Origin of the sequence: Fontibacillus panacisegetis (genome assembly GCF_900102215.1) — a bacterium.
GTDB classification, from domain to species: domain Bacteria; phylum Bacillota; class Bacilli; order Paenibacillales; family Paenibacillaceae; genus Fontibacillus; species Fontibacillus panacisegetis.
Map to the genome: position 1 here is coordinate 95,888 of NZ_FNBG01000013.1, position 23,723 is coordinate 119,610.

Sequence of the window (23,723 nt, forward strand, 5' to 3'; positions counted from 1 at the left end):
TTATTTTGACTCAATAATATCATATTTTGAGGCCTTATCCCATATTTTCCCTCGATTGTTATAACAAAAAGCTGGCGACAACCGTGGTGACGATCAGTCCAATCAACACAGGCTTCAAATTGCGGCGAGCAAGCTCAAACGGACTCACCCCACAAATAGCTGCTGCTGGAATCAATGCCCATGGAATCAAAGTACCGCCGCCAACCCAGATTGCAGCTATTTGGCCAAGTGCCGTTAACGTAGCTGTCCCTGAATGCGTAGCAACAGCAAACAATTTAGCGATCGATCCAGCGAGGGAAATGCCGGAGAATCCAGATCCATCCAGCCCAGTAATGGCTCCAGTCACCGTGGTATATGCTATGTAGGGGCATGGGCATTTGTTCAATACTTGGAGACTCCACAACATCGCAAAAAAGCCCCCCGTTCGCTATTTTAGCGACTGAAGGACTTGTAGTATCCAAGTGATATTTTCTATCAAAATTACCAACTCAGGCTTCCTCCGACACCGTCTTCCCGTTCCTGCCCAGACGAATCTGCTTATAGGATTCTTCTGCGATCTCATTGAGTGTCGTCTGATGAATCAACTTGTATGTGCTGATTTTTAAATAATCGTCCCTGTTAATTTTGCCCTGCTCCAGAATTTGATCCAGTACAGGCAGCCGAAAGTCTTTTGTCGGCAAATATGAGATAATGATGTTCTCTTCCTCGGTCTTAATAAATATTTTAATGCCTGTTAATCGAGGAAAAAAAAGAGATCTATAATCCAGCTTGATCACCAGATCCTCTTGTTTGGCATTTTTTAATGTCGGTATGTTGCTCGGCAGGGATACAAAATAAACAATTTGCTCAAAAGAATAATCAAGATCTACTATATTTAAGCCCAGAGATTTTGTAATCCTTACAGCTACAGATTTCATTTCAACAAAACAAAAGAAACGGCTGCTAAGCAAAAGGAATCCAACAAAAACCAAAGTAGCGACTATTACACTGAATCCAGTCACGCTTGTCCCCCTCCTCTTAGCATACAACCTTATTTTTACCAGCTTCCTTTGCCCTGTAAAGAGCCCTGTCAGCAATATCAACCAGATCGAAGGCAATTGATGACTGCATCTCTTCGGTAGAAGCTACGCCCAGACTAATGGTTAAGCGCCCTGCGGGTTGTTTCTCTCCACAGGGAAACGAAGTATTTTCTACATTCATACGAATACGCTCAGCGACTTGCACAGCAGCCTCCTTGCTTGTAGAAGGAAGAAGCACCACAAACTCTTCGCCACCAAAACGAAAAGCCAAATCCTGATTATCTATTGAGCTTTTAATAACATCAGCCAACTGAATCAGCACCTGATTACCTAGCAAATGGCCATTCGTATCGTTAAAATGCTTAAAATAATCGATATCGATCAAAATCGTGGATAGCGGAGACTGTTTTCTATGTGTCCAATGCTGCTCCAATACTGTCTGAAATGCTCTTTGATTGAACAGAGCTGTTAGCCCATCCTTCAAAGCCATATCTTCAATCTTACTATATAAACGTGTATGTTGAATGGCGATAGCGGCTTGGTTAGCAAGTGGAATAACACTTTCTATAGCAGTAGCAGTAATAGGCTTCTTATTTACTGGATTATCGACTATTAGAATCCCAACCTTCGTTCCTTGGCTAATCAGGGGGAAAACTGCCAATTCGCTCATATTGAACTGTTGGGCAAATAACTGTAGGGCCCTGTCATTTTCGTCGATTCCTTTAATATGTAACGGAGTTTCACTTTCCAAGGTTCTATACAAAAAGTTGGGCTCATCGAGCGGAATCTCCAGCCGCATCACTCGTTCATTAAGCAACAAGTCGATGGATTTTTCACTTTCCTTATTCTCAATGAGATCCATCAGATTATATTTACTCTTTGTAATCCGATTCCACGTTTTGTAGCCTTCTTCAGCGGTCATTGGACCTGTGCCCATTATTCCGCTTAGCTTAGAACCGTTCTCATCAATTAACAGAATGATCGCTCTATTAAAACCGAGGCCATATCCTGCGGTTACAGAGGTCAAAATCGTTTTCAGCAATTTCTGCAAATTCAGCGTCTGCTGCATCGAGAAGCTAACTTCTTTAAAAACATTCAATTGCTTAGAGTTTTCAGTAAGCTTGCTCAGCCAATGATCACTTTCTATCTGAGTATTGGATACTAAACTAGCTAACAAATGTACCAATCCAGCAAACGACAGATAGCTAAACAATACCGTTAAATCGCTTTCACCAATCTGTACAAATAAAATCAGCCCAGAGACAGCCGCGCTAACCAATCCCCCCAGAATATGAAAACATATTACCGATACACCAATAAAAACGGCCAATATCCATTTAGTATTCAAAAAGTCAAACAATAATCCTTCAATCTCTACCAAGACAAGACTAGAAACAACTAAAAAACACTTGTTGAATGTAGTCCTTCCTTTAAACCGAAAATAGTTGGTAATGATTACTAGAATGATGGTGTATATCACTAATTGAATATATTGTATAATCACCAGCAAACACTCCCAATCCCGTGATGACTAGATATAATGACCTAAATCTATTGTATCATCATTATTTTACATTGAAGAGTATTTTTCAACTGAATGTAAATAACAATCCATGAAATTTTCGTTCTGCTTTCATAAAGAACGGTATGCGGACACTATTACTATACTGAACTTTCAACCGCATAATCGACTTCGCTCTGTGCGCACACTTGATTTCTTCCTAACGCTTTAGCCTTATACAAATGATTATCCGCTAATTTGATCAGCTTCGTGTACTCTTTATCTTCCTTTAAATACACTGTAGCAACACCAACACTGACAGTTATAACATCTGCAACCTTTGAATTTTCATGTGAAATTCGCAGCTGCTTGACTAAATCACATACTTTTTCAGCAATATCTTTAGCCTGCTCAGCACTATATCCTGGTAAAACCACTGCAAACTCCTCTCCTCCATAACGGGCAACCAGACCGTCTGATGGGGGAAAGCTTGTTTTAATAGCATTCACAACAGCTTGCAGACAACGATCTCCCTGAATATGTCCATAACTGTCATTGTACCGCTTGAAATAGTCTATATCGATTAGCAATAACGAGATTGGAGATTGATCCTCAATGGCTAACATCAAATGATTTCCCAAGTACTCATCAAAATGCCTGCGATTCGCTGCTCCTGTTAATCCATCTGCCATAGACCATTCCTGCAGCTGGCGATTGAGCTCTATTAACTGTTTGCGTGACTCTTCGATCACCAAGGTCCGCTCATGTACCTTCCAATCCAGGCCCTCGTTCAATTCAGTTAGTTCATTGGCGAGCTGCTCGGTCGTATTAAATGCCTTGGACAACTTCTTCGATAGAACAAAAGAGAAGCAGATGATAAACAGTACGATACCTATCGAATATATGCTACGCTCTGAATATCTGAAAATATATTTAAGTAAATCAAATGCCACTACCGTTTCGAAGATCAAAAAGCCTACGAGCGCATACATGGCCCCATCCTCTCGATGCAGCGCCGCACGAATAAACACAATCAGCGCGTAGAGCAAACCGACCAACATAAAGATTTGATAAAAAATCAGGAATCGAATATACACTTCTGCCTGAAAAATCAAAGTTACAATCACATAAATTCCAGCGATAGCCAAGGCTGCTTTAGTGAATTTTTTCGAAGCCTGCTTGGGAAACAGATGCAGCGTAAACAATGCCAAAAGCACAAACTCCATATATAAGGAAATGTACTCCATCCTCATGGCAAGTGCCCAAGGGAAATGAGGAAAATACTTCGTAATGAGCACTTCATCAATCAATAAATTCCTCAAAGCATCATTGAGACAGAACAACCCAAAGTACAGCATGGAGAGATCTTTTTTACGGAACATACTAATACCCAGATGGTAAATACCCGACAGGGCCAGAACACCAATTAAAAGGCCTCTTTCTGCCAAATGGTGATCATGCTTCATGGATACAGCTGAGGCTGCGCCATAAACGAGAGGGTCCCACATTCCGCCCCGTAGATCATGATAATTTGAAATTTGCAATACAAGCTGAACCTGATTTGTGTTTGACGAGAAATATATGATCTGCGTTATTTTTTGTGGAACACTACTGGTTGAATCCGTTCCTACTACTCCACTAGCAGCTTCAAGCTGACCATTAATCCACAGCTTGTAATTCGAATATATTTTCGGAATAGATAGAGCCTTGACCCTATTTACTTCGGAAATTTGCATATTCAATACAAAGGTTGCGTATCCCTTTCCAGGGAGCTCTTCTCCATTTAATTTATACTTTTCCCAGTTACTTGGCATATCAATATAACCCGATAGCTCACCGCGTCCTGCTTCAATATCCGCTGGCTCTAGCAACTGGTTCCAATAGAATGACCATTCCCCATTCAATTCAGCAAGCTTATGTTGCCCCCCCTGAATGCCAGTAACGTCTATAACTCCAGCTACCGCTTCAGGGTGATACGAGGAATTTGTACTCTGTACCATACATCCGGAAAGCACAAAAAGAAGGAACACAATCAACAAATGATGTCTCATGCACAACCTCCTCCCGTCGCAAATGCCATTCTAGCAATTTCATAATATAAGTCGATTGTATCATTTTCTTGAGCAAAAGATTTACAAGTATAGAACAGGTCACTATAATACGAGTTGATTATATCCGAAGGAGGAATATAGTGGATACCCGAGTCTTTGGATTACAGCTGCCGGAGGATATGGCCTCCTCACCCTTACTACAGCTTATTACGGCTCTTCCTGTAGAGAAGCAGCGCCGAATTAAAAGGTTCGTACACGTAGAGGATGCTGTACGAACTTTAAGTGCAGATATTCTATCAAGACTGCTTTTATGTGATCAGCTAGGAATTAAAAATAGCGAGCTCTTCTTCACCAGTAACCAGAATGGCAAACCCCTTCTGCAAGGTCTCGATGACCTGCACTTTAACAACTCCCACTCAGGGAGATGGGTACTATCTGCCATTTCCGACTACCCTGTCGGCATAGATGTTGAGAGAATTCGCGAGCTTGATCTTGACTTAGCCAGACATTGCTTCTCAGAGAAGGAGTATCATGACTTAAATGATCTTCCCGACGATCAGACAAAGCTGGATTACTTCTATGACTTATGGACGCTTAAGGAAAGCTACATCAAAGCGGTGGGCCTTGGCCTGTCCATGCCACTATCCTCATTTACCATTCGAAAAACCAAGGATATGATTCAGCTTCAGACATCTAATACATTCAATCACTGCTTTTTCAAACAATATACTATCGATAATAATTATAAAATATCACTTTGTGCACAGCGTGAGCATATTGATGAGAATCTCGTATTAATCAGCGAAGATGAACTGCACCAACGCTTTGTAAAATATCTATAATTATATCACGAACAATGTAAGAATCATCTAAAAAAGAGAATGATCCAGAGCAGCAACATGGTAGTATCCCCTCATGTAGACGGTGAAATTAAAGTTCATTGGATGATGAACTTGACACTGTAGACCAGAGGGGATTTTTGTCTCGCCTAAAACATTGTTGCAAATTTAATAAAATTGATTTATTATGTTTGATATATCAATGATTGATGCATCAAACATTGTTGATTTGTATAAATGTAAAGGAGGAATGAGCTAATTTGTGCTCTTTAGAATCAACAATATTGTATAAGCTGCATTTTCTTAATAAAGAAATCAACTCGAAATTTTCCGAGTGTACAGGTATCAGCCCCTCGAGGCTTGAACTGCTACAATTGCTTTATCAGGGAGATGAGCTGAGTCAACAGGATCTTCAAAAAGAGCTGAATATTGATAATGCCGCAATAACACGCCATTTACAGCAGCTTGAGGCTAATGAAATGATCACTAGACGTAAGAAGGAAAGCGACAACAGAGTCACTCTGGTTAAACTTACCAATTATGGACGTCAAAAAATTGATACCTTTGAGGAAGAAAAAAAACGATTCGTAAATACTATGCTGGAGGATGTTCAGGCTGAAGAGCGCAAATTGCTCCTTGATCTGCTGAATCGGATGCAAAACAACATTCAACACATTCTTATGTAACTTACAATAATTAACGATATAGATAAAAGGAGTAGATGAAACTATGCAAAAAACAAACGATTTTCAAAAAATCATTACAGGACGCCGTTCTATTCGCAAATATGATGAATCGGTAAAAATCAGTAAAGAAGAAATGACGGAAATACTTACCGAAGCGACACTCGCTCCTTCTTCAGTCAATATGCAGCCTTGGCGCTTTCTAGTTATCGATAGTGAGGAAGGGAAAGCTAAGCTGGCGCCACTGGCACGGTTCAATCAAACTCAGGTCACTACATCTTCAGCGGTCATCGCTGTTTTTGGCGATCTCAACAATTTCGAATACGGGGAAGAGATATACGGTAAAGCCGTAGAGCTTGGATACATGCCATTAGAGGTAAAAGAAAGACAAATCAGCGTTCTTTCAGCACATTTTTCAGCTCTGGATTCTCAAGTGAATAAAGATACTGTGCTCATTGACGGAGGGCTGGTATCGATGCAGCTCATGCTGGCAGCACGTGCTCACGGATATGATACATGTCCTATGGGCGGCTATGAGAAGGATCAAATTGCAGAAGCCTTCGGTTTGGACAAGGATCGCTATGTTCCTGTTATGCTCATTTCTATCGGCAAAGCAGCTGACAGCGGTTATCAATCTGTTCGACTTCCTATCGACCGAATTGCTCAATGGAAGTAAGCAATATCAAATGGAGGATACAAAGATGATACTTATTCATGCCGGATTTTTTGTAGACCCTTTGAAAGAACAAAATTTTCTGGAGGAAATTGCTTCGCTTATTCAGGCCTCAAGACAAGAAGCAGGAAATATTTCGTACCAACTATATAAGGATACGGAAAAAGAGCATGCATTTACGATGGTTGAAGTATGGGAGGATTCGGCTGCAGTAGCCTCACATAATTCTAGCGAGCATTTTACCTCTTTCTCTGCCAAGGCAGGTCTCTTTTTAACCGCACCTCTGGATATCAAAATTTATGACGGGCAGCGCTTGAAGTAGAGAACCGTTCGAAACAAGGAGAAGGCTATGGAAATATTGGGGATTATTTTCACTTTACTCGTCGCTGTTGAGCATGTGTATATCATGCTACTGGAAATGTTATTCTCGACGAGCAAAACTACTCAAAGAACGTTTGGTCTGACAGAGGATTTTCTCAAAAACCCAAGGGTGAAGACACTTTTTGCCAATCAAGGGCTATATAACGGTTTTTTGGCAGCAGGTTTATTATGGGGAACTGTATTTGCGCCAGCGTCGTATAACACGTCGATTCAGCTATTTTTCCTGGCATGTGTAATTATTGCAGCAGTATTCGGAGCCATAACATCCAACAAAGGGATACTGATCAAGCAAGGCCTACCCGCAATGATTGCCATTGTTTTCGTCCTGTTATCGATGTAATGACATGAACAACGATTTGCAGAAAAAACTCGGCGACCTGTCACCGGTATAATACCGGCGGCAGATCGCCGTTTTTTCATTATTTTATAATTATCATTTGTACTAAACTTCAACGCCGCTTCCGCCTGAAACGGTGGCAGGCTGCTTTGGGTTCAGCTGGTTATCCAGTCTCTCCTGCAAGGCGTCTCGATCCTCAATAATAGCATCTGGAATCGCATCCTCAAGATCATCCTCCATGTACCTAAGAGGCTTGAAGTTGAATCCGATCGTCGCCCAGATCATCACCAGAATACCAACACATACAATCAGAAAACCGATTCCCCGCCCTGGGCCGACTCCAATGATTGGGCCAAAAGTATCGGCAAGCATTCCGCCTTCGTTCATTGCTTTACCGAACACGTTATCTGCCAGTAGCCCCGCTATTAAATAACCTAATGGCATACTAGACATGGCAATCATTTGGTTCGTTGCCAGCACCCGTCCCTGAAGCTCCAAGCCAACTTTAGACTGGATCAGGGATTGCCAATGTGTATTTACGAGGGTTACCGAGAACCATACACCGAAAATACCTATTGCCGTAATCAGTACACTTGGCCTAAACCCGGATATGATCATAAAAAAGCCTTCCAATATGACGAATCCTACCATCCCTGACGCCATACGTTTTGTACCGCCCCAAATACTCATCAGCAGGCCGCCCGTCATCGCACCAATAGCTCCAAGTGTAGTTACTGTAGCCAAATCCTGCGGTGTTGCAAAAGATAACACCAAAGGCTGAATAAGTACGGTAGATAAACCAAATAATACATTTCCGACAAAGAAAAATGCAATCATATACAGCATACCCGGTCTGCGAATAATGAATTTCCATCCCATGAGCACTTCCTTGACGAAGGTCTCCTCCCTGCGATGGAACAGCATGTTCGGAAATCTCACTAACGCAAGCGTAACAATTGCTATAAGGAAGCTTGCAAAATCAAGAATAAAGATGTTAGTCATACCGATCATCGAATACAAGGCTACCCCGATCAGTGGAGATATCATCTCACTAGTCGATGTGGCAAGCTGCACAATCCCGTTGGCATGTCCAAGATATTGCTTCGGAATAATTTGCGCGATTGCCGCAATAAAGGCAGGTCTATGAAAGGAACGCGCAACAGAGCCGACTGCAGATGTAACGTAAATATGCCACACTTCAAGCGTCCCTGTAGCCATCAATATCGCAAGAACAGCTATAGGCAGTGCCATCATAATATCGCTGAACAGCATAACCAGCCGTCTGTCGTATCGGTCCACGATAGCACCAGCTATTGGGAGAACAAGTATGCCAGGAATTAATGAAGCTGATGAAATGACAGCAAAATCAGCAACTGAACCCGTCTGGGCGAACACCCATACTCCAATGGCTATTCCTGTTAAGCCCGAGCCCAAAATGGACATCAATTGACCTAATATTACGGTAAAGAACATACTCAAATTAGGAACACCCGTTTTTTTCGGAGGCGTTTGTGGTGTATTTCTTGCATTTTCAATGAATGCTTCATTCCCCGGCTCAACTAAATCGCTAATCCACTGACTGAGTTGATCCGCCTGATGCTTAATAAAATAATGACCCGACTGAGGAATGACGACCAGATCGACCTGTTCACTAAAATAACTCCATTCCTTATACCGTTCTTCATAAAGCTCGGTAGCCCTGTCCTTTTCGCCAATTATACAAGTAACAGGACAGCTAAGCTTCGGAAACTCCTTATTATTATAAGCAGCCGTGTAGTAGTCCTCGCTCTCACGCGCATCATGCCTCAGACAACGAATCATGAAGTCCCGTTCAACCTGATCCTCCACCTCTGTAAACCCGCCAAGCGCCTTCAGGAAGGCGTGGTATGATTTGTTGGACATGCTGCGATCTGACGGGAAAAGCTTTGAATAGAGATCGAAGAATCTCCCCGGAATTCGCGCTATCGGGAACGTACCTCCGAGAAATACTCTTAACAGAGGATAATTCTCCTCATTAAGCTGTCTTGCAATCTCCATCGTTAATGCTCCGCCTACACAATGTCCATACAATGCCACAGGCCCCTTGACAGTCTGTTTGATTTCTTCGACACAGAGACGAGCGACCTCCTCGATCGGAAGAAGTTCCTCCTCCTTGCGACTGTAATCATGTCCCGGAAGATCCATGGCGTACAGATCAATCTGGGCTGGCATTTGCGCAGCAAGCGGCTGATACGTAATTGCACTGCCTCCTGCATACGGCACGCAGACGAGCGATACCTGGACTCCCTGAACCGTAGAATGTCTCGTTAATTTATGGAGGAAATGACGCTCTGACTGCTGTCCTTGGTCGATATATTCCGCTAAAGAGCGAATCGTTGGATTTTTAAAGAAATCCATAATACTAATCCAATCTCCCAGCCTTCTAACTACCTTGAGCGCTTTAAATGATTCTCCACCCAATTCAAAGAAGCTATCATCAATCCCGATGGCCTCGGTTCCGAGAATATCCTTCCACACCTCCCAAATCCTCTGTTCGGTTGCCGTTTGCGGCTTGGCTGCATTAGGATCTGACACACTGACCGCAAGCTCCATAGAAGCAAGCAGGTTCACATCTACTTTACCATTGGGATTCAGAGGAAGAGACTCCATGGGAACGATATGAGAAGGTATCATGTATTCCGGCAGCTTCTCTTTCATTCTCTTCTTAAGTTCAGCAAGATGTTGATCCCCATCTATAGTGGAATCAAAGACGACATAAGATGCTATTCTTTTATCAGAACCGCTTACTTCTTTCAGCAATACAACTGCATCCGTCACAAAAGGAAAAGAGGTAATAACAGATTCTATCTCACCCAGCTCGATTCGGAAGCCACGAATTTTGATCTGCCGATCCATCCGGCCCAAAATGTCCACAGCTCCATCCGGCATATAGCGAACACGGTCTCCTGTTCTGTACAGTCTCGCTTCTGGCTCCATACGATCCGCAAATGGATTTGGCAGAAAACGTGATAGCGTCATTTCTTCATTGCCGAAATATCCTCTTGCTACTCCAGCACCGCCAATATATAATTCGCCGGGTATACCCACTGGTACAGGATGGCTGCGAGAATCAACCACGTATCGCTTCACATTGCCAAACGGGTGACCAATCGGCACGATGTTAAAGCGTGGTTCCTCCATATCTTCGGGAACCCTGTAGGCAAAGGCGGACACCGTTGTTTCCGTCGGACCGTAGTGATTCTGAATGTCGATATGAGGGCGAAGCTCTCTTATCTTGCGTACCGTCTCCCAGCTCAGGGCCTCTCCTGCAAGGATAAGCACCTTGTGAGGAATTACATTCTCCGGCTCGGCAGCCTCCATCATCACCTCAAAATGACTTGGCACTACCTTCATGATATCGATTCGATTCGCTTTAAAATACTCTGCTACCCCATCCGGATCACAGGAAAGATCATATGATAATACATGCAGTGTTCCACCAGTACACAACGCTCCAAATACATTGGTTGTCCCCAAGTCAGCTGCCAATGTTGAAGCCATAGCAAAGGTTAACGGTGTCTCAATATTCAAATGTCGGATCAAGCCTTGAATGTAATTGGCAAATTGCCTGTGCTCTACGGAGACTCCTTTTGGCACACCTGTTGTACCTGATGTGAACACAATATACATCAAATCGTCAGGTGTAGTCTGGAACACAGGATTACTAGCATCTAATAACTCCAGGGATGACTGCAGCCCTTTATGATCCAGCTCCAGCTTGGTTACCCCTTCAGGCTGAACATCACCCGACAGCTTTGCTTGAGTCAGAAGCACCTTCATTCCTGATTGCTGTATCATATATTCCAGACGCTCCTTCGGATATGAAGGATCAAGCGGTACATAAGCTCCCCCTGATTTCAGCACAGCCAGCATAGCAATGACGAACTGTGCCGACCGTTCCAGAAAAATACCAACAGCCTGATCCGGGCCAATCCCACGGGAACGAAGATCATGTGCCAGACGATTGGCGCTTTCATTCATTTCCTGATACGTACAGGAGGTCCCTTCGTACATAAGAGCAATGGCATCCGGCTGTTGTGCAGCAAACCACTCTATCCGTTTCACTACAGCAAACTCGGGATCATATTCGATGTCATTTTGATTCCAATCCACAAGAAGCTGCTGCTTCTCTGTATCAGTTAACAGATCAATATCAGCAATTGAACAATCCGACTCAGTGCATGCCCTTCTCATTAATGTGCAATAATGCTCCAGCAGTCTCTCTATCGTAGCTTCATGAAATAAATCCGTGCTGTACTCCGCCTGCACATTGTATGCATTGGCTGATAGAGTCAAATCAAATTTAGAGCTGTTCGTATTCGTCGTACCACCAAAATGTAGTGGAAACTCTTCTTCATCCCCCCAGCCCACATGCATGTTCTGTACAACAAACATCACTTGGAAAAGTGGAGTATGGCTTAGATCACGTTCAATTGGCAGCAATTTGATCAACTGGTCCAGAGGAAAATCCTGATGCTCCTGCGCTTCAAGGGAAATTTGCTTAATTTGTTGGACTGTTTCCCTGAACGTAGAATTTTCATTCAATTGAATCCGGATCGGAAGCGTATTAACAAAAAAACCGACATTCCCTTCAATCTCTTCACGACTGCGATTCGCTACTGGAGAACCAATAATGATGTCATCTTGTCCCGTATACCGATAGAGTAAAACGGCATACGCTGCGAGGGACATCATGTAGAAGGTAACATCCTCTTCTCTGCACCATGACTCCAGATGTTGATAGAATTGTTCCGGAAACGGCTTGATTACAGTTGATCCGTTCGAAGTCTTAACAGGTGGCCTTGGTTTGTCTGCAGACAGCTCCAGTACTGGAAGCTCACCTTGGAATTTGCCGAGCCAATAATTCTGGTGATAGTCCAGAACTTCCCCCGACAAATACTCCCGCTGCCACGATGCAAAATCCGCATATTGAACATCCAGCGGCGTCAGAGACGGTTTCTCGTCATGGCTCAATGCCACATATGCCTGCTGAATTTCCTTCATTATGATGCCTAGGGACCAACCGTCACACGCGATATGGTGAATGTTAAGCAGCATGAAATGCTCTTGAGGATTCAACGTAATCAAATAGGATTTTATAGGCCATTCACTTTCAAGTCTGAATGGAATAACCGATTTCTCTTTGATGATCTCATCCTTACGGGTATATCTTTCTCCCTCTGATAAATGAGAGAGATCGTGATGTTCCAAAAAAACAGGAGTGAAAGAGTGGATGACCTGAACCGTATCCTCTTGCACCATTTTATAAGTTGTACGCAGCACCTCATGCCGCTCAATAAGTATGTTGATGGCCTGCTGCATCAACTCCACATTCAATTGCACAGGGATTCTGAACACGCAAGCGACGTTATAAGCAGGGCTATCCGGCTCCCACTGATGCATAAACCATTGGCGCTCCTGAGAAAAAGACACTGGGAATTGCTGCAAGCCCTCCTGTCTCGGCATGGGAACGATGGATTTCTTCCTCTGCTGGCGAGAGTTTTTCTCCTTAATCTTATTAAGCAGCTGCTGACGCTTTTCTGGAGGAAGTGAATTGATTCTTTCTAATAATTCACTCAAATCCTCACCTTCTTTCCTGAAGCGTAGCTAACAATTTTTCCCGTTTCTCTGGAGGCAGCTTACTTATGCGTTCCAACAGATCTTGCTTGCCAAGCCCCTCCTTGCTCTGCCGCTCGGGAGCATCTCCATCGGACAAAATGCTAGTTGTATGATCAATTACACGCTGGAAGTAGCTTTCAAATGCCTTGATTCCAAGCCCTGCATTAAATTCTGCTGCCTTAATGTATGAATCTTCAGACAGGGTATCGTAGTGCTCCTGATCAGAAGTCAGTTTATTCAAAACCTCAATCCACGGATCTAAATTTTGCTCTGGAATGACCGCAACCGGAACCTTGGTTGCGAGCACATCCTCCTTGATATATTCTCTAATCGGATTAACCGGCACAATATAATCAAGATATAACTTTGCCTCAGGAAGCCCGCCTACATGGCTTGCAACAACCGGGATACCGCGAAGCATAGCTTCAACAACTACCTGACCAAATGACTCTCCCCATAGGGAAGGCATGAGGAACACTTTCGTCTGCTTGTAAATATCATTAATGTTCTCAGCAGGCTTTAAAATCGTTACATTCGGCAGAGATTGCATCTCTTCGATTTCCTCAGATCTTGTTGCCCACGTAGGAACAGCCGCAAATTGAAGGTGCGGCATCTTCCGCGCTAATCCAATAAAGATGGAAAACCCTTTGATCGCTGAAGGATTAATTACTGTAATAAAGGGATTATCGAAGTTCGCCAGGTTCGGGAATGGACCTTGACCATAAGAAGGGAAATATATGACTTCAGAGTCCATATCTGCATAAAGATCGAAGTATTTTTTTAAATAGTCACTCACCGAAACGATGCCATGCAATTTTTTGTAAAGTTCAATCTTTGGAATATCCTCTTGAAAACATTCCGGACCAAATGGCAGCGTAGCTTGGCTATGAGCCAGATAGATTGTTCTCGCACCCGTCTCCAGCACCGTCTCCAGCAGAAGATGTGTGTTATCCTCGGACACGATCACAACATCTGGCTTAAACTCATCAATTACCTTTTTGATAAATGGAAACACCTGAAATTTGCCCTTTACGGTATAGGCCAGGACGCCCTTCTTACGTATGATAAACAACTCATCAGGTATATTCTCCACTACTTCGAACTCATGAGTCCCTTTTTTTGACTCCAGATATTCGTCAAATCCTTCGATATCCAGCGAGGGAGTAACAACCTGGCACTCATGCCCAAGATCAACAAGCCCCTCCATCAGAATGCGGTTCGCTTTATGCGCTCCACCCCAAGGGTATAAATATTCCATTGATTGGACCAGTAATATTTTCACTTGGAACCCTCCCTATATTATTCGTTCTCCAGTTCAGCAAGCAGCCGTTCTAATTCCGTGGAATCCATCTGATCTAGCTGATATTGCTCCAATGTGACCGCAGTCTGTTCAATCGTTGGCTTAGAGGCGAATATAACGTGCAGCGGCACATCCATACCCAGAACGCCACGAATTCTGGAGACGATTTGGGTTGCCATCAGCGATTGCCCACCCAGCTCAAAGAAGTTATCGTGAACGCCCACCTTATCGAGTCTCAGCACCTCACACCAGATAGCCGTTAGCTCCTTCTCCAAATAAGTGCTCGGAGCGATATATTCATCGGCGATTTCCGGTCTTACGTCATCCATAGGCGGAAGGTTATTTCGATCAATTTTGCCACTGGTCAGCAGTGAGAACTCGTCCACAAATTTATAGCGTGTCGGAACCATATATAGAGGAAATTTTAAAAGCAAATATTCACGAATTTCACTAATATTAAGTTTTGATTGTGGATCTTTCTTGATATAAGCACCAATCGTATTTTTCTCATAATTGTAAGTAACAACAGCTTCCTGAATCGACGCATGCTCACGCAGAGCATATTCCAGTTCACCAAGCTCAATACGAATACCCGATACTTTCACTTGATTGTCATCTCTGCCCACCCACTCTATTACACCTTCAGTCACTTGTATGCAAAGATCTCCGGTACGGTACAATCGGTCGCTAATTCCATCATTAAACGGATTGCTCACAAAATGTTTAGCCGTCAGCTCTTCTGCATTCAAATATCCCCGAGCCAGACCTACACTTGAGATATAGAGCTCTCCTGTTTCGCCATTAGCCACCGGCTGTAAATGCTGGTTAAGAAGGTACACTGCCGTGTCACTGATTGGAGTTCCTAATGAAATCACATCCTCGGCAGCATCACAACGATGAATAGTGGCACAGACTGTTGTCTCCGTCGGTCCATACGCATTCAAGAAATTAAGCTTAGGAGCCCAATATTGGATTAATTTCTTGGTACATGCTTCACCAGCGGTTACCAAAGTTTTCAAATGAGGCAACTCAATGCCTGGAAGCCCACTAAGTACTGAGGGAACCAGCGTCACAACCGATATTTTCTTTTCTTTCAAAATATATAGCAGCTCTTCTCCAACGTAGAGGTTATCCTGAGGTAGCAGTACCAGCGTTGCTCCTGCTGCCAATGTCGTAAAAATTTCCGAGATAGAGGCATCAAAAGAAACGGACGCATATTGGAGAACACGATCACTATGATTTAATAGAAACTTGTTAATTTGCTCATGAACCAGAATTGGGATTCCTCGATGCTCAATCATAACCCCCTTAGGCTTACCGGTAGAGCCGGAGGTATATATCATGTAGGCCAGATCGGACGGTTCATTGCGACTAGTCAGATTCTCTGTCGATGATTCAGTCACAATTTGCGTCCATTCCTCATCAAGCTGAACTATTTTTGAAGAAGAAGTGATATTGTGACCTACAATCGTTGACACTCTCTCTGCATGTACGGAATTCGTGAGGATCATATTGAAATTGGCTTCACCTACAATATAGGCAATCCGATCATCCGGGTAGGTTGTTGAGATTGGGACATAGGCAGCTCCTGACTTCAGCACAGCTAAAATGGATACAATCATTTCGGAGGATCTCTCAAGAAATACACCAATAAACGTCTCTGGCGCCGCACCCTGCTGCTGCAAATAATGCGCTAACTGATTGGCTTTCTCGTTGACTTCGTTATAAGTGAGTGATGATTCCCCAAACTCAATGCAAGGTGCATTTGGACTACACTCAACCTGATCTTGAAATAATTCGTAGACAGTTCTAAAATTAGCGTTCATGACGTTCCTCCCCAAGATACTTATTCTTAAAAACGGTATAAAGGCATATAACTACTGGTTTGTCCTATTTCGATGCAAACGTTAGCGCAACTACTTTCATATTATCAGCCGAATTTAAAATTCAGTTAAAATCCAAAATGTTAATCCCTCTAAATAATATTATTTTTTACAGATATGCCCTTCTATTGAACTAGCTTTCCGTTAAACTTGTATCCAGAGCCCCTCACTGTATGAATATAAAGGGGGTGATGAGGATTTTTCTCGATCTTTTGTCTGAGGGAATAAATATGTACCATAACCGTTCGAAGATCGCCGAGCTTGGTTTCGCTCCAAATTAGGTTATACAGGGTTTCTGTGTGAAATACTCGATTGGGATTTTTGGCAAGAAGCGCCAGGAGCTGAAATTCTTTGGCAGAAAGAACCGCCTCATGTCCATGAATCATGACAGTTCTGGCATTCAAGTCTACCTCCAGACCGGGGAAAAGCAGCACATTGCGACGGTTCACTGCAAACGCTCCAGTGTATCTGCGAATTTGCGCCTTTATTTGAGTAATAAGAAGCTCATTATGGACAGGAATGTTAATAAAGCCGTCTCCACCAGCATTAAGTCCAAAAATTTTCATGTTGTCATCATTGTAATGATCCATGAACAAAACGGGTTTATCACTAATTCGGCGGATTTCAGCACATACATCAGACGAAGCAGATGACGGCATCGGTATATCCAGAATAATAAGATCCGGATAATGAGTTCGGATCAGGACAACGGCGCTCTGGCTCTGAACCGGGCAGCTATAAACGTCGAATCCTCGATCTAATAGCAACTGAACTAGAAAAATGCGTAAACCTTCATTATCGCTAACGATAATTATCTTCTCCCGCATCAGCCATTGTCCCCCTTATAAGTTAATGCAAACGTTATCCCCCTCTATTTTACAAAATAAAAACGTTAGTCGATGTATTTTAATGAAAAAAATAGAAAAATAGTTCTTTAGAACCAAATTAGGGAGGATCAACCTTGTGGTGATCGTTCTACTACAAGCCTACATTTAAATACCGAAACATCATGAAATGCATCAAAATGTACAAAATCAGCCCGTTTTTTGTTACAATGATTGAAAATCACATGCGTAAAGGGGATCATTATGGAATACATTAGCACTCGAGGGAAAGTAGGAGGCATTGGCTTTGTAGACGCCGTCCTGATGGGGCTGGCAGACGACGGGGGGCTGCTCGTTCCAAAGCAAATTCCACAAGTGTCGGCAGATACACTGTCACTGTGGCAGAAGCTCTCTTATTCAGAGCTCGCACTTGAAGTGTTCTCACTATATATTGATGGGGAAATTCCTCGCGGGGAATTAAAGAAGCTCGTTAATGACAGCTATGCAACGTTCCGTGACGAAGAGGTAACTCCGGTTCGCCGTTTGAATGACAAGCTGCATGTACTTGAGCTGTTCCATGGACCAACGTTCGCCTTTAAAGATATCGCCCTGCAATTTCTGGGTAACCTGTACTCCTACATTTCTCGGGAAAGAAATTCGATCATTCATATTCTGGGCGCTACATCCGGTGATACCGGCGCTTCAGCTATTGAAGGAGTACGCGGCAAAGAAGGAATTCGGATCTGCATTCTGCACCCCCACGGCAAAGTAAGTAAAGTGCAAGAGCTGCAGATGACGACCGTCGACGACGCTAACGTGCTGAACCTGTCTGTTGAAGGAAACTTTGACGATTGCCAACGGATCATTAAAGAATTGTTTGCTGATGTAGAATTCAAGCATCGCTATCATTTGCGGGCTATCAATTCTATCAACATCGCTCGTATTCTTGCGCAAACCGTCTATTACTTCTATGCATACTTCCAGCTTGTAAACCAGGGAATTAGCGGCAAAGTAAATTTCAGTGTTCCAACAGGGAATTTTGGTGATATCTTTGCAGGTTATTTGGCTAAAAAAATGGGCCTTCCGATCAACAAGCTAATCCTTGCTACTAACGAAAACAACATTCTGGAACGCTTCATCAATGAAGGCGTGTATCAACCAGGCGAATTCCATATGACGTATAGTCCTTCAATGGACATTCAGGTTGCCAGCAACTTTGAGCGTTATCTGTACTATCTGCATGGTGAGGATGCCAACACTGTAACCACGTTCATGGACAGCTTCAAGCAGGACGGCAAGATCGTGATCGCTGCAGATAAGCTAGAACAAGTAAAACGTGATTTCGTTGCTTATGGCGTGGAGAACGATGAATGCCTCGCTACCATCGGACAAAGTCATGATGAATATGGATACTTGCTTGATCCGCATACTGCTTGTGGTGTTGCAGCAGCCGAGAAACTCACCGACAAAGGTGAAGTTACGGTCGCTCTTTCTACTGCCCATCCGGCCAAGTTCAACGAAGCGATCGAGCTCATTCAAATTGAGCAGACATTCCCGCCGCAAATTCAGGCCTTGTTTGACAAGCCTCAGCATCAGATCCTTGTTGATGGATCAAATAATGCGGTGAAAGAGCAATTGCTGAAATTTTTCTAATACAAAAACCAAAGGCTATCCATCAAGCGTTTCTACTTGAGGGATAGCCTTTTTTGCTTCAATAAATCTGTACTACTTCGTTACATTAATACTTAGGGATACGCCCGTCTTCACTTTTACATAAGTTACTTCACCATACTGATCCTTACCCGTTGTCCATCCTTCTCCAGACAATTGGTTCAACTGGCTCAGATCCTGAACCTTCGACATATCCGCTCCATTAGAAGTCACAAGACTTCCTGCCGCTCCATGAAGCTTGATCAGATAATACTTAGCTTCAGGCGTGTACGTACCCAAAGGAGCTGCCGTACTAAATCTGTACTTGCCTGCACTCTCCTCAACAACGCTGAAGTGCTGCTTGAAAAATTGACCATTCTCATATCCGTACGTCGCACCATCATCATCATAGTAATCAAAACCTGTTTCAGATGAGCTCGGGAATGCATCAACTGTTACTACATCTACCGGCTTTTCGCCAATGTAGTTCATAACAGGCGCGGTTGGAATGATTGCTCCTTTCTTGATAAAAAGAGGAATATCCGACCAATTCTCTAGATCAACCTTAAGTGCAATCGTTTGTCCTCCGGTGTAAACCTTGCCGCTGAAATAGTCAATCCATTCGCCTTGCGGCAAATAAATCGACTTTGTTGCCTCTTGGCTTACTACTGGAGATACGAGCAGCCAATCCCCGAACATCCACGAATCTACAAGGTTTTGTGTATTGGGATCATCCGGGTAATCATATACCAATGGTTTAACCAGTCCAATTCCTGTATCGTATGCTTTTTCCTCATAGGAATAAATGTAAGGTATGAGCTGGTAGCGAAGCTTAATCGCTTCTGTAGCCGCCGCTTCTGCCTTTTCTCCAAAATACCAAGGTTGGCGCTGCATATTTTCTTTACCATGAACTCTATAAATTGGTGTAAAAGCACCAAACTGCATCCAGCGTGCATAATTCTCAGGCTCAGGATCGGATTGGAAGCCGCCGATATCCATCCCCCACTTGACTTGACCTACGTTAATTGCTGTCAGCATACGCTCTCTCTGATTTGCCATCACCTGAAAGCCTGAACCGATATCCCCTGACCATAAACCATACGCATATTTCTGTGCACCCAGATAAAAGCTGCGATTCACAGACCAGACACGTTGATCAGAATATTCGCGCTGCCCTTCATAAAGACCCTTTTGCATATTAATAAATTGTTCAGTGGTGTAGCCCTCGTCAGCCTCATCGTTCCAATAACCGATAATCCCTGTATCAAAGGCCTTCTTAATATTATCAAAATACCACGTACGTACTTCCGGCAATTCAAAATTAAGATCGTTTACAGGTTGCTTTGAAAAATAATCTAAATAGTTCTTTTTATTAGGCCACCAAAATCCATGCTCTGTCGCATATTTCCCTTGCTCTGTCTTCACATGTATCCGAGGCTTGAAAATGCCTGTCAACTTAATTCCTTTAGAATCAAGGGTTTCCTTCAGCTTCCCGGATGAGCCACTTGGAAACTTCTTGTCATTCCAACGGAATTCCCCGTAGTTGTCCTCTGACCAAGCCTTCCAGTCGAAGTCCAGTGAGAAGCTGTCGATCGGAATTTGTTTCTCGCGATATGTATTCACATGCTGTAGCAATTCTTTTTCATCGATTCCCCATTCCGTATTCATGAAGCCAAGAGACCATTTCGGAAATAAAGGAGATGTTCCACTTATTGCTGACACCGTGCTCATAATACTCGTCGGATTACCTACCATAACGTAGTAGTGCGCGCTCGGCTTGGATAAATTTTTGAAAGATACCTTGCCATTATCATTGTAATAACGGGCATTAATCGTATCCACGAGCATCCCATATCCTGCGCTGCTCCAGACGAGTGGGGCTCCAGGATGACCCTGCTTACCACCGCTTACGATCTCCGTATCCCCAAGTATAATCCCATCATCGGAGCCCTCGGTCGCATCATAGCCGCTGATGCCGTACATCGAATCCTTAGCATCATGAGTGAATTCGATCTGACCATTTAGTCCGACCAACAAATCGGGCTGTTCAATCAACAGCTTATCGTTGTGATCGTAGACAGTCATGCTATACTTTGCTGTATCTACAACGACTTTCATCTGATCTGTTGTAATTACAGCAGGATTGCTGCTAACGTCGATCGTTGCACCCACAGGATCAAAATCACGGTTAGCAATAATCAGTGTGTCAGGCTCGGCAACACCATTAGGATTAACCTGAACCCTGATTGCATCCGGTCGAATTACATCGATCCTGATCACATTTGTATCCGATTTCATTTCTAAATAGTCTTGCCCCGTTGTTGCAGCCCCTTGTCCTTCTCCGTTAATTACCGGTTCTTCCGCCTTAGTAGCACGTGGCTCAGCTTGCTCTTTGTTTGAGTTACCATTGTTTGCGAAAACGATTACTAAAATAATGATAACGATTGCACAAACGAGCGTCAAGCCGACTAGCACGGGCTTTTTCTTGATCCAACCCTGCATTCTTTTCCCTCCTTATGAATCTGACAGAATTTAATCCTCCTTTTCCCATTTATATTTAATCAGTGTACAGTCTCATGACTCATAGGACAATACCATTCATTACTATTCGATAAACAATTTTTTACCCGAAGATAACTAGAAACACATAGAGCAGGAATGCGACCTGCGCACCCCTGCTCTTTATCCTGTCTATCTTATCATTTGTTTGATCAATTCCCTATTACGCTGCTTGAACACTTCATTGTGCGACGACACCATTCCATACTCACTGGCATCCGGCTGGATGTATTGCTTCGCCTTATTCACTGCGTTTGCTGCATCCTGAAACGCCCCGGCAATAAGGTGCAGCTTTCCGTCATGTTTTAAAATATCACCCGCAGCATACAGGCCTTCTACTGACGATTCGCTCGCTGCACTTCCCGCGATGTAGTATTGTTCTGCAATTTCAATCTGCAGTGGGCTATTCTCAAGCAAGACAGTATCTCGTTCATATCCGTGATTAATAATGACCTCATCAATTTCAAGAACCGTGACTTCTCCTGTTCTGTGATTGGTTAGTTCCACCCGCTCAATGGTCTCATGAGCATCATCAGCGATCAATTTAGTAATCGAAGTATTGAGGTAACACACCGCTGAGCTATTCAACAATTGCGTCACTTGAGATTCATGACCAGAAAGAGCCTCTTTTCTGTATGTTAGATACACCTGTTTAGCTATCGGCTCCAATTCATTTGCCCAGTCAACTGCGGAATTTCCTCCCCCGGATACGATCACCGTCTTATCTTTAAATCGCTGCATTGACTTCACGGTATAATTCAGATTGGAAACCTCGTATCTCTCTGCACCTTCAATTTCAAGCTTCTGCGGATTTAATATCCCTCCACCTACAGCAACAATCACCGTTCTGGAATAATGCTTGTGACCAGAAGCAGCATGCAAGACGAAAATCCCCTCATCATCGCGTGTAATTGACTCCACCTTCTCATTCAACACCACTTCAGGATTAAAAGTTAATCCTTGCTCTACAAGCTGTTCGATGAGCTTCTCTCCTGTCACGGGGGTTAGTCCTCCAACATCCCAAATCATTTTCTCCGGGTATACATGAACTTTTCCGCCCAGATGAGGTTGATATTCGATCAGCTTTGTTTTCATTTCGCGAAGTCCACTATAAAAAGTAGAGTACAGCCCTGCTGGCCCACCTCCAATAACAGTTACGTCAAATAATTCATGCTGCTGCATTCTTTCACTCCCTTATCCAATTCATTTATATTTTCAATGATAATCATTCTCACTAGCAACCACTATAACCTGTTTTCATTTTAAATACAATATTCAAATAATTTGGTTGACAAAGAAGTAGTATCCCTATTATATTTATGTGTGAAATTGATAATCATTATCAATCAAATACTAGACATACATTCAAAAGGAGACATACTCAATGAAAAAATGGCTACTCCCCTTCGCATTAATTCTTGCACTGATGGTCAGTGCTTGCAGTAATTCAGCCAGCTCCACAAACACTTCTGGTAATAGCAATGCAAATGCAAGCAAGGAAAATGTAACGGGACCAGCTGCTACTGAATCTGAGGCGTCTGGTACAATCACTTATCAATCCGAGAGTGGACCTATTGAAGTTCCTGCTAATCCTCAGCGAGTGATCGTGCTCTCTGCATTTGCTGGCAACGTGATGTCACTCGGAGTAAATCTGGTAGGCGTTGAATCCTGGTCCAAAATGAATCCTCGTTTCGATGCAACCTTAAAGGACGTTGAAGAAGTATCGGATGAAAACTTAGAGAAGATCATCGAGCTTGATCCGGACCTGATTATCGGATTATCCACGATCAACAATATCGATAAATTAAAGGAAATCGCCCCAACCGTAACTTATACCTACGGCAAAGTAGATTACTTAACACAGCACCTTGAAATCGGCAAGCTGCTTAACAAAGAGAAGGAAGCCCAGGCTTGGATCGATGATTTCAAACAACGCGCAGCTTCCGCAGGTGAAGAAATCAAAGCAAAAATCGGTGCAGATGCTACGGTTTCGGTAATCGAAAACTGGGATAAGCAAATTTACGTGTACGGCGACAACTGGGGACGCGGTACTGAAATTTTGTACCAGGAAATGAAGCTGGCTATGCCGGAGAAGGTAAAAGAAATGGCGCTAAAAGACGGCTACTATGCATTATCTCTGGAGGTTCTTCCTGAATTTGCAGGCGACTATGTGATCTTCAGTAAAAACAATGAGACAGATAACTCCTTCATGGAGACAGATACGTACAAAAACATTCCTGCCGTGAAGAACAATCAGGTGTTTGAAGCTGATTCAAGGGAATTCTACTTCAATGATCCAATCACACTTGATTTCCAACTCGACTTCTTCAAGAAATCTTTTCTTGGCAACTAAGGCAGTAACGGG

At 43.2% G+C, this 23,723-nt stretch carries 16 protein-coding genes and 1 pseudogene; 7 read left to right on the forward strand and 10 right to left on the reverse strand.

Translation table 11 applies throughout. The features are described 5' to 3' along the window. Nucleotides 1-58: 58 nt before the first annotated feature. The 4 genes and pseudogenes from BLS49_RS12650 to BLS49_RS12665 form a co-directional block, all read right to left on the reverse strand. Nucleotides 59-349, reverse strand: a pseudogene (locus BLS49_RS12650) (hypothetical protein); the annotation flags it as partial. 139 nt (nt 350-488) lie between these two features. Beyond that, nucleotides 489-1,001 (reverse strand): hypothetical protein, encoded by a 513-nt coding sequence (locus BLS49_RS12655; protein WP_091230703.1) that lies wholly within the window; start codon nt 999-1,001, stop codon nt 489-491. 16 nt (nt 1,002-1,017) lie between these two features. Next, on the reverse strand, nt 1,018-2,523 hold the full coding sequence (locus tag BLS49_RS12660; RefSeq protein WP_091230706.1) for a GGDEF domain-containing protein: 1,506 nt from the start codon (nt 2,521-2,523) through the stop codon (nt 1,018-1,020). Nucleotides 2,524-2,681: 158 nt separating this feature from the next. Next, nucleotides 2,682-4,571: a sensor domain-containing diguanylate cyclase gene (locus BLS49_RS12665; RefSeq protein WP_091230710.1), complete on the reverse strand. Its 1,890-nt coding sequence runs from the start codon at nt 4,569-4,571 to the stop codon at nt 2,682-2,684. 140 nt (nt 4,572-4,711) lie between these two features. On the opposite strand from BLS49_RS12665, the gene BLS49_RS12670 reads away from it, so the two are divergent. The 5 genes from BLS49_RS12670 (at nt 4,712) to BLS49_RS12690 (ending at nt 7,487) form a co-directional block, all read left to right on the forward strand. Further along, nucleotides 4,712-5,413, forward strand: coding sequence for a 4'-phosphopantetheinyl transferase family protein (locus BLS49_RS12670; RefSeq protein ID WP_281243740.1), 702 nt, complete (start codon nt 4,712-4,714; stop codon nt 5,411-5,413). A 257-nt stretch (nt 5,414-5,670) separates the two neighbouring features. Beyond that, entirely contained in the window at nt 5,671-6,096 is a 426-nt protein-coding gene (locus tag BLS49_RS12675) for a MarR family winged helix-turn-helix transcriptional regulator (RefSeq protein WP_091230713.1), read from the forward strand. Nucleotides 6,097-6,139: 43 nt separating this feature from the next. Continuing rightward, the gene (locus tag BLS49_RS12680; RefSeq protein WP_091230717.1) at nt 6,140-6,769 is read left to right on the forward strand and encodes a nitroreductase family protein; all 630 of its coding nucleotides are present in this window, start codon (nt 6,140-6,142) and stop codon (nt 6,767-6,769) included. 25 nt (nt 6,770-6,794) lie between these two features. Then, nucleotides 6,795-7,088: a putative quinol monooxygenase gene (locus tag BLS49_RS12685; RefSeq protein ID WP_091230720.1), complete on the forward strand. Its 294-nt coding sequence runs from the start codon at nt 6,795-6,797 to the stop codon at nt 7,086-7,088. Nucleotides 7,089-7,115: 27 nt separating this feature from the next. Continuing rightward, nucleotides 7,116-7,487, forward strand: coding sequence for a DUF1304 domain-containing protein (locus tag BLS49_RS12690; RefSeq protein ID WP_091230723.1), 372 nt, complete (start codon nt 7,116-7,118; stop codon nt 7,485-7,487). Between the two features lie 102 nt (nt 7,488-7,589). Here BLS49_RS12690 and BLS49_RS12695 read toward each other — a convergent pair whose 3' ends face one another. The 4 genes from BLS49_RS12695 to BLS49_RS12710 all read right to left on the reverse strand — a co-directional run bounded on the left by BLS49_RS12695 (nt 7,590) and on the right by BLS49_RS12710 (nt 17,152). Continuing rightward, nucleotides 7,590-13,103 (reverse strand): non-ribosomal peptide synthetase/MFS transporter, encoded by a 5,514-nt coding sequence (locus tag BLS49_RS12695; protein WP_091230727.1) that lies wholly within the window; start codon nt 13,101-13,103, stop codon nt 7,590-7,592. 4 nt (nt 13,104-13,107) lie between these two features. Then, on the reverse strand, nt 13,108-14,424 hold the full coding sequence (locus BLS49_RS24835; RefSeq protein WP_175471400.1) for a glycosyltransferase family 4 protein: 1,317 nt from the start codon (nt 14,422-14,424) through the stop codon (nt 13,108-13,110). Between the two features lie 17 nt (nt 14,425-14,441). Then, a complete protein-coding gene (locus BLS49_RS12705; protein WP_091230730.1) occupies nt 14,442-16,268 on the reverse strand; it encodes a non-ribosomal peptide synthetase in 1,827 nt (608 codons plus the stop codon). Nucleotides 16,269-16,450: 182 nt separating this feature from the next. Then, on the reverse strand, nt 16,451-17,152 hold the full coding sequence (locus BLS49_RS12710) for a response regulator transcription factor (RefSeq protein WP_091230732.1): 702 nt from the start codon (nt 17,150-17,152) through the stop codon (nt 16,451-16,453). 261 nt (nt 17,153-17,413) lie between these two features. On the opposite strand from BLS49_RS12710, the gene thrC reads away from it, so the two are divergent. After that, nucleotides 17,414-18,802, forward strand: coding sequence for a threonine synthase (thrC, locus tag BLS49_RS12715; protein ID WP_091230735.1), 1,389 nt, complete (start codon nt 17,414-17,416; stop codon nt 18,800-18,802). 72 nt (nt 18,803-18,874) lie between these two features. Here the strand turns inward: thrC and BLS49_RS12720 are convergent, their stop codons facing one another. Together BLS49_RS12720 and BLS49_RS12725 are read right to left on the reverse strand one after the other, a co-directional pair. Next, complete coding sequence (locus BLS49_RS12720; protein ID WP_091230738.1) at nt 18,875-21,301, reverse strand: TIM-barrel domain-containing protein; 2,427 nt, start codon at nt 21,299-21,301, stop codon at nt 18,875-18,877. A gap of 189 nt (nt 21,302-21,490) precedes the next feature. Continuing rightward, nucleotides 21,491-22,540, reverse strand: a complete 1,050-nt coding sequence (locus BLS49_RS12725) for an NAD(P)/FAD-dependent oxidoreductase (RefSeq protein WP_091230741.1) — start codon at nt 22,538-22,540, stop codon at nt 21,491-21,493. A gap of 202 nt (nt 22,541-22,742) precedes the next feature. Between BLS49_RS12725 and BLS49_RS12730 the strand changes: the two genes are divergently transcribed. Further along, nucleotides 22,743-23,711 carry an iron-hydroxamate ABC transporter substrate-binding protein gene (locus tag BLS49_RS12730; protein WP_091230743.1) on the forward strand — a complete coding sequence of 323 codons (969 nt, stop codon included), beginning with the start codon at nt 22,743-22,745 and terminating at the stop codon, nt 23,709-23,711. Nucleotides 23,712-23,723 lie beyond the last annotated feature (12 nt).

Coding starts and splice junctions, on each gene's coding strand:
- BLS49_RS12665 (WP_091230710.1), bottom strand. CDS start 4,571: ATGAGACATCATTTGTTGATTGTGTTCCTTCTTTTTGTGCTTTCCGGA.
- BLS49_RS12680 (WP_091230717.1), top strand. CDS start 6,140: ATGCAAAAAACAAACGATTTTCAAAAAATCATTACAGGACGCCGTTCT.
- BLS49_RS12685 (WP_091230720.1), top strand. CDS start 6,795: ATGATACTTATTCATGCCGGATTTTTTGTAGACCCTTTGAAAGAACAA.
- BLS49_RS12690 (WP_091230723.1), top strand. CDS start 7,116: ATGGAAATATTGGGGATTATTTTCACTTTACTCGTCGCTGTTGAGCAT.
- BLS49_RS12705 (WP_091230730.1), bottom strand. CDS start 16,268: ATGAACGCTAATTTTAGAACTGTCTACGAATTATTTCAAGATCAGGTT.
- BLS49_RS12710 (WP_091230732.1), bottom strand. CDS start 17,152: ATGCGGGAGAAGATAATTATCGTTAGCGATAATGAAGGTTTACGCATT.
- thrC (WP_091230735.1), top strand. CDS start 17,414: ATGGAATACATTAGCACTCGAGGGAAAGTAGGAGGCATTGGCTTTGTA.
- BLS49_RS12720 (WP_091230738.1), bottom strand. CDS start 21,301: ATGCAGGGTTGGATCAAGAAAAAGCCCGTGCTAGTCGGCTTGACGCTC.
- BLS49_RS12725 (WP_091230741.1), bottom strand. CDS start 22,540: ATGCAGCAGCATGAATTATTTGACGTAACTGTTATTGGAGGTGGGCCA.
- BLS49_RS12730 (WP_091230743.1), top strand. CDS start 22,743: ATGAAAAAATGGCTACTCCCCTTCGCATTAATTCTTGCACTGATGGTC.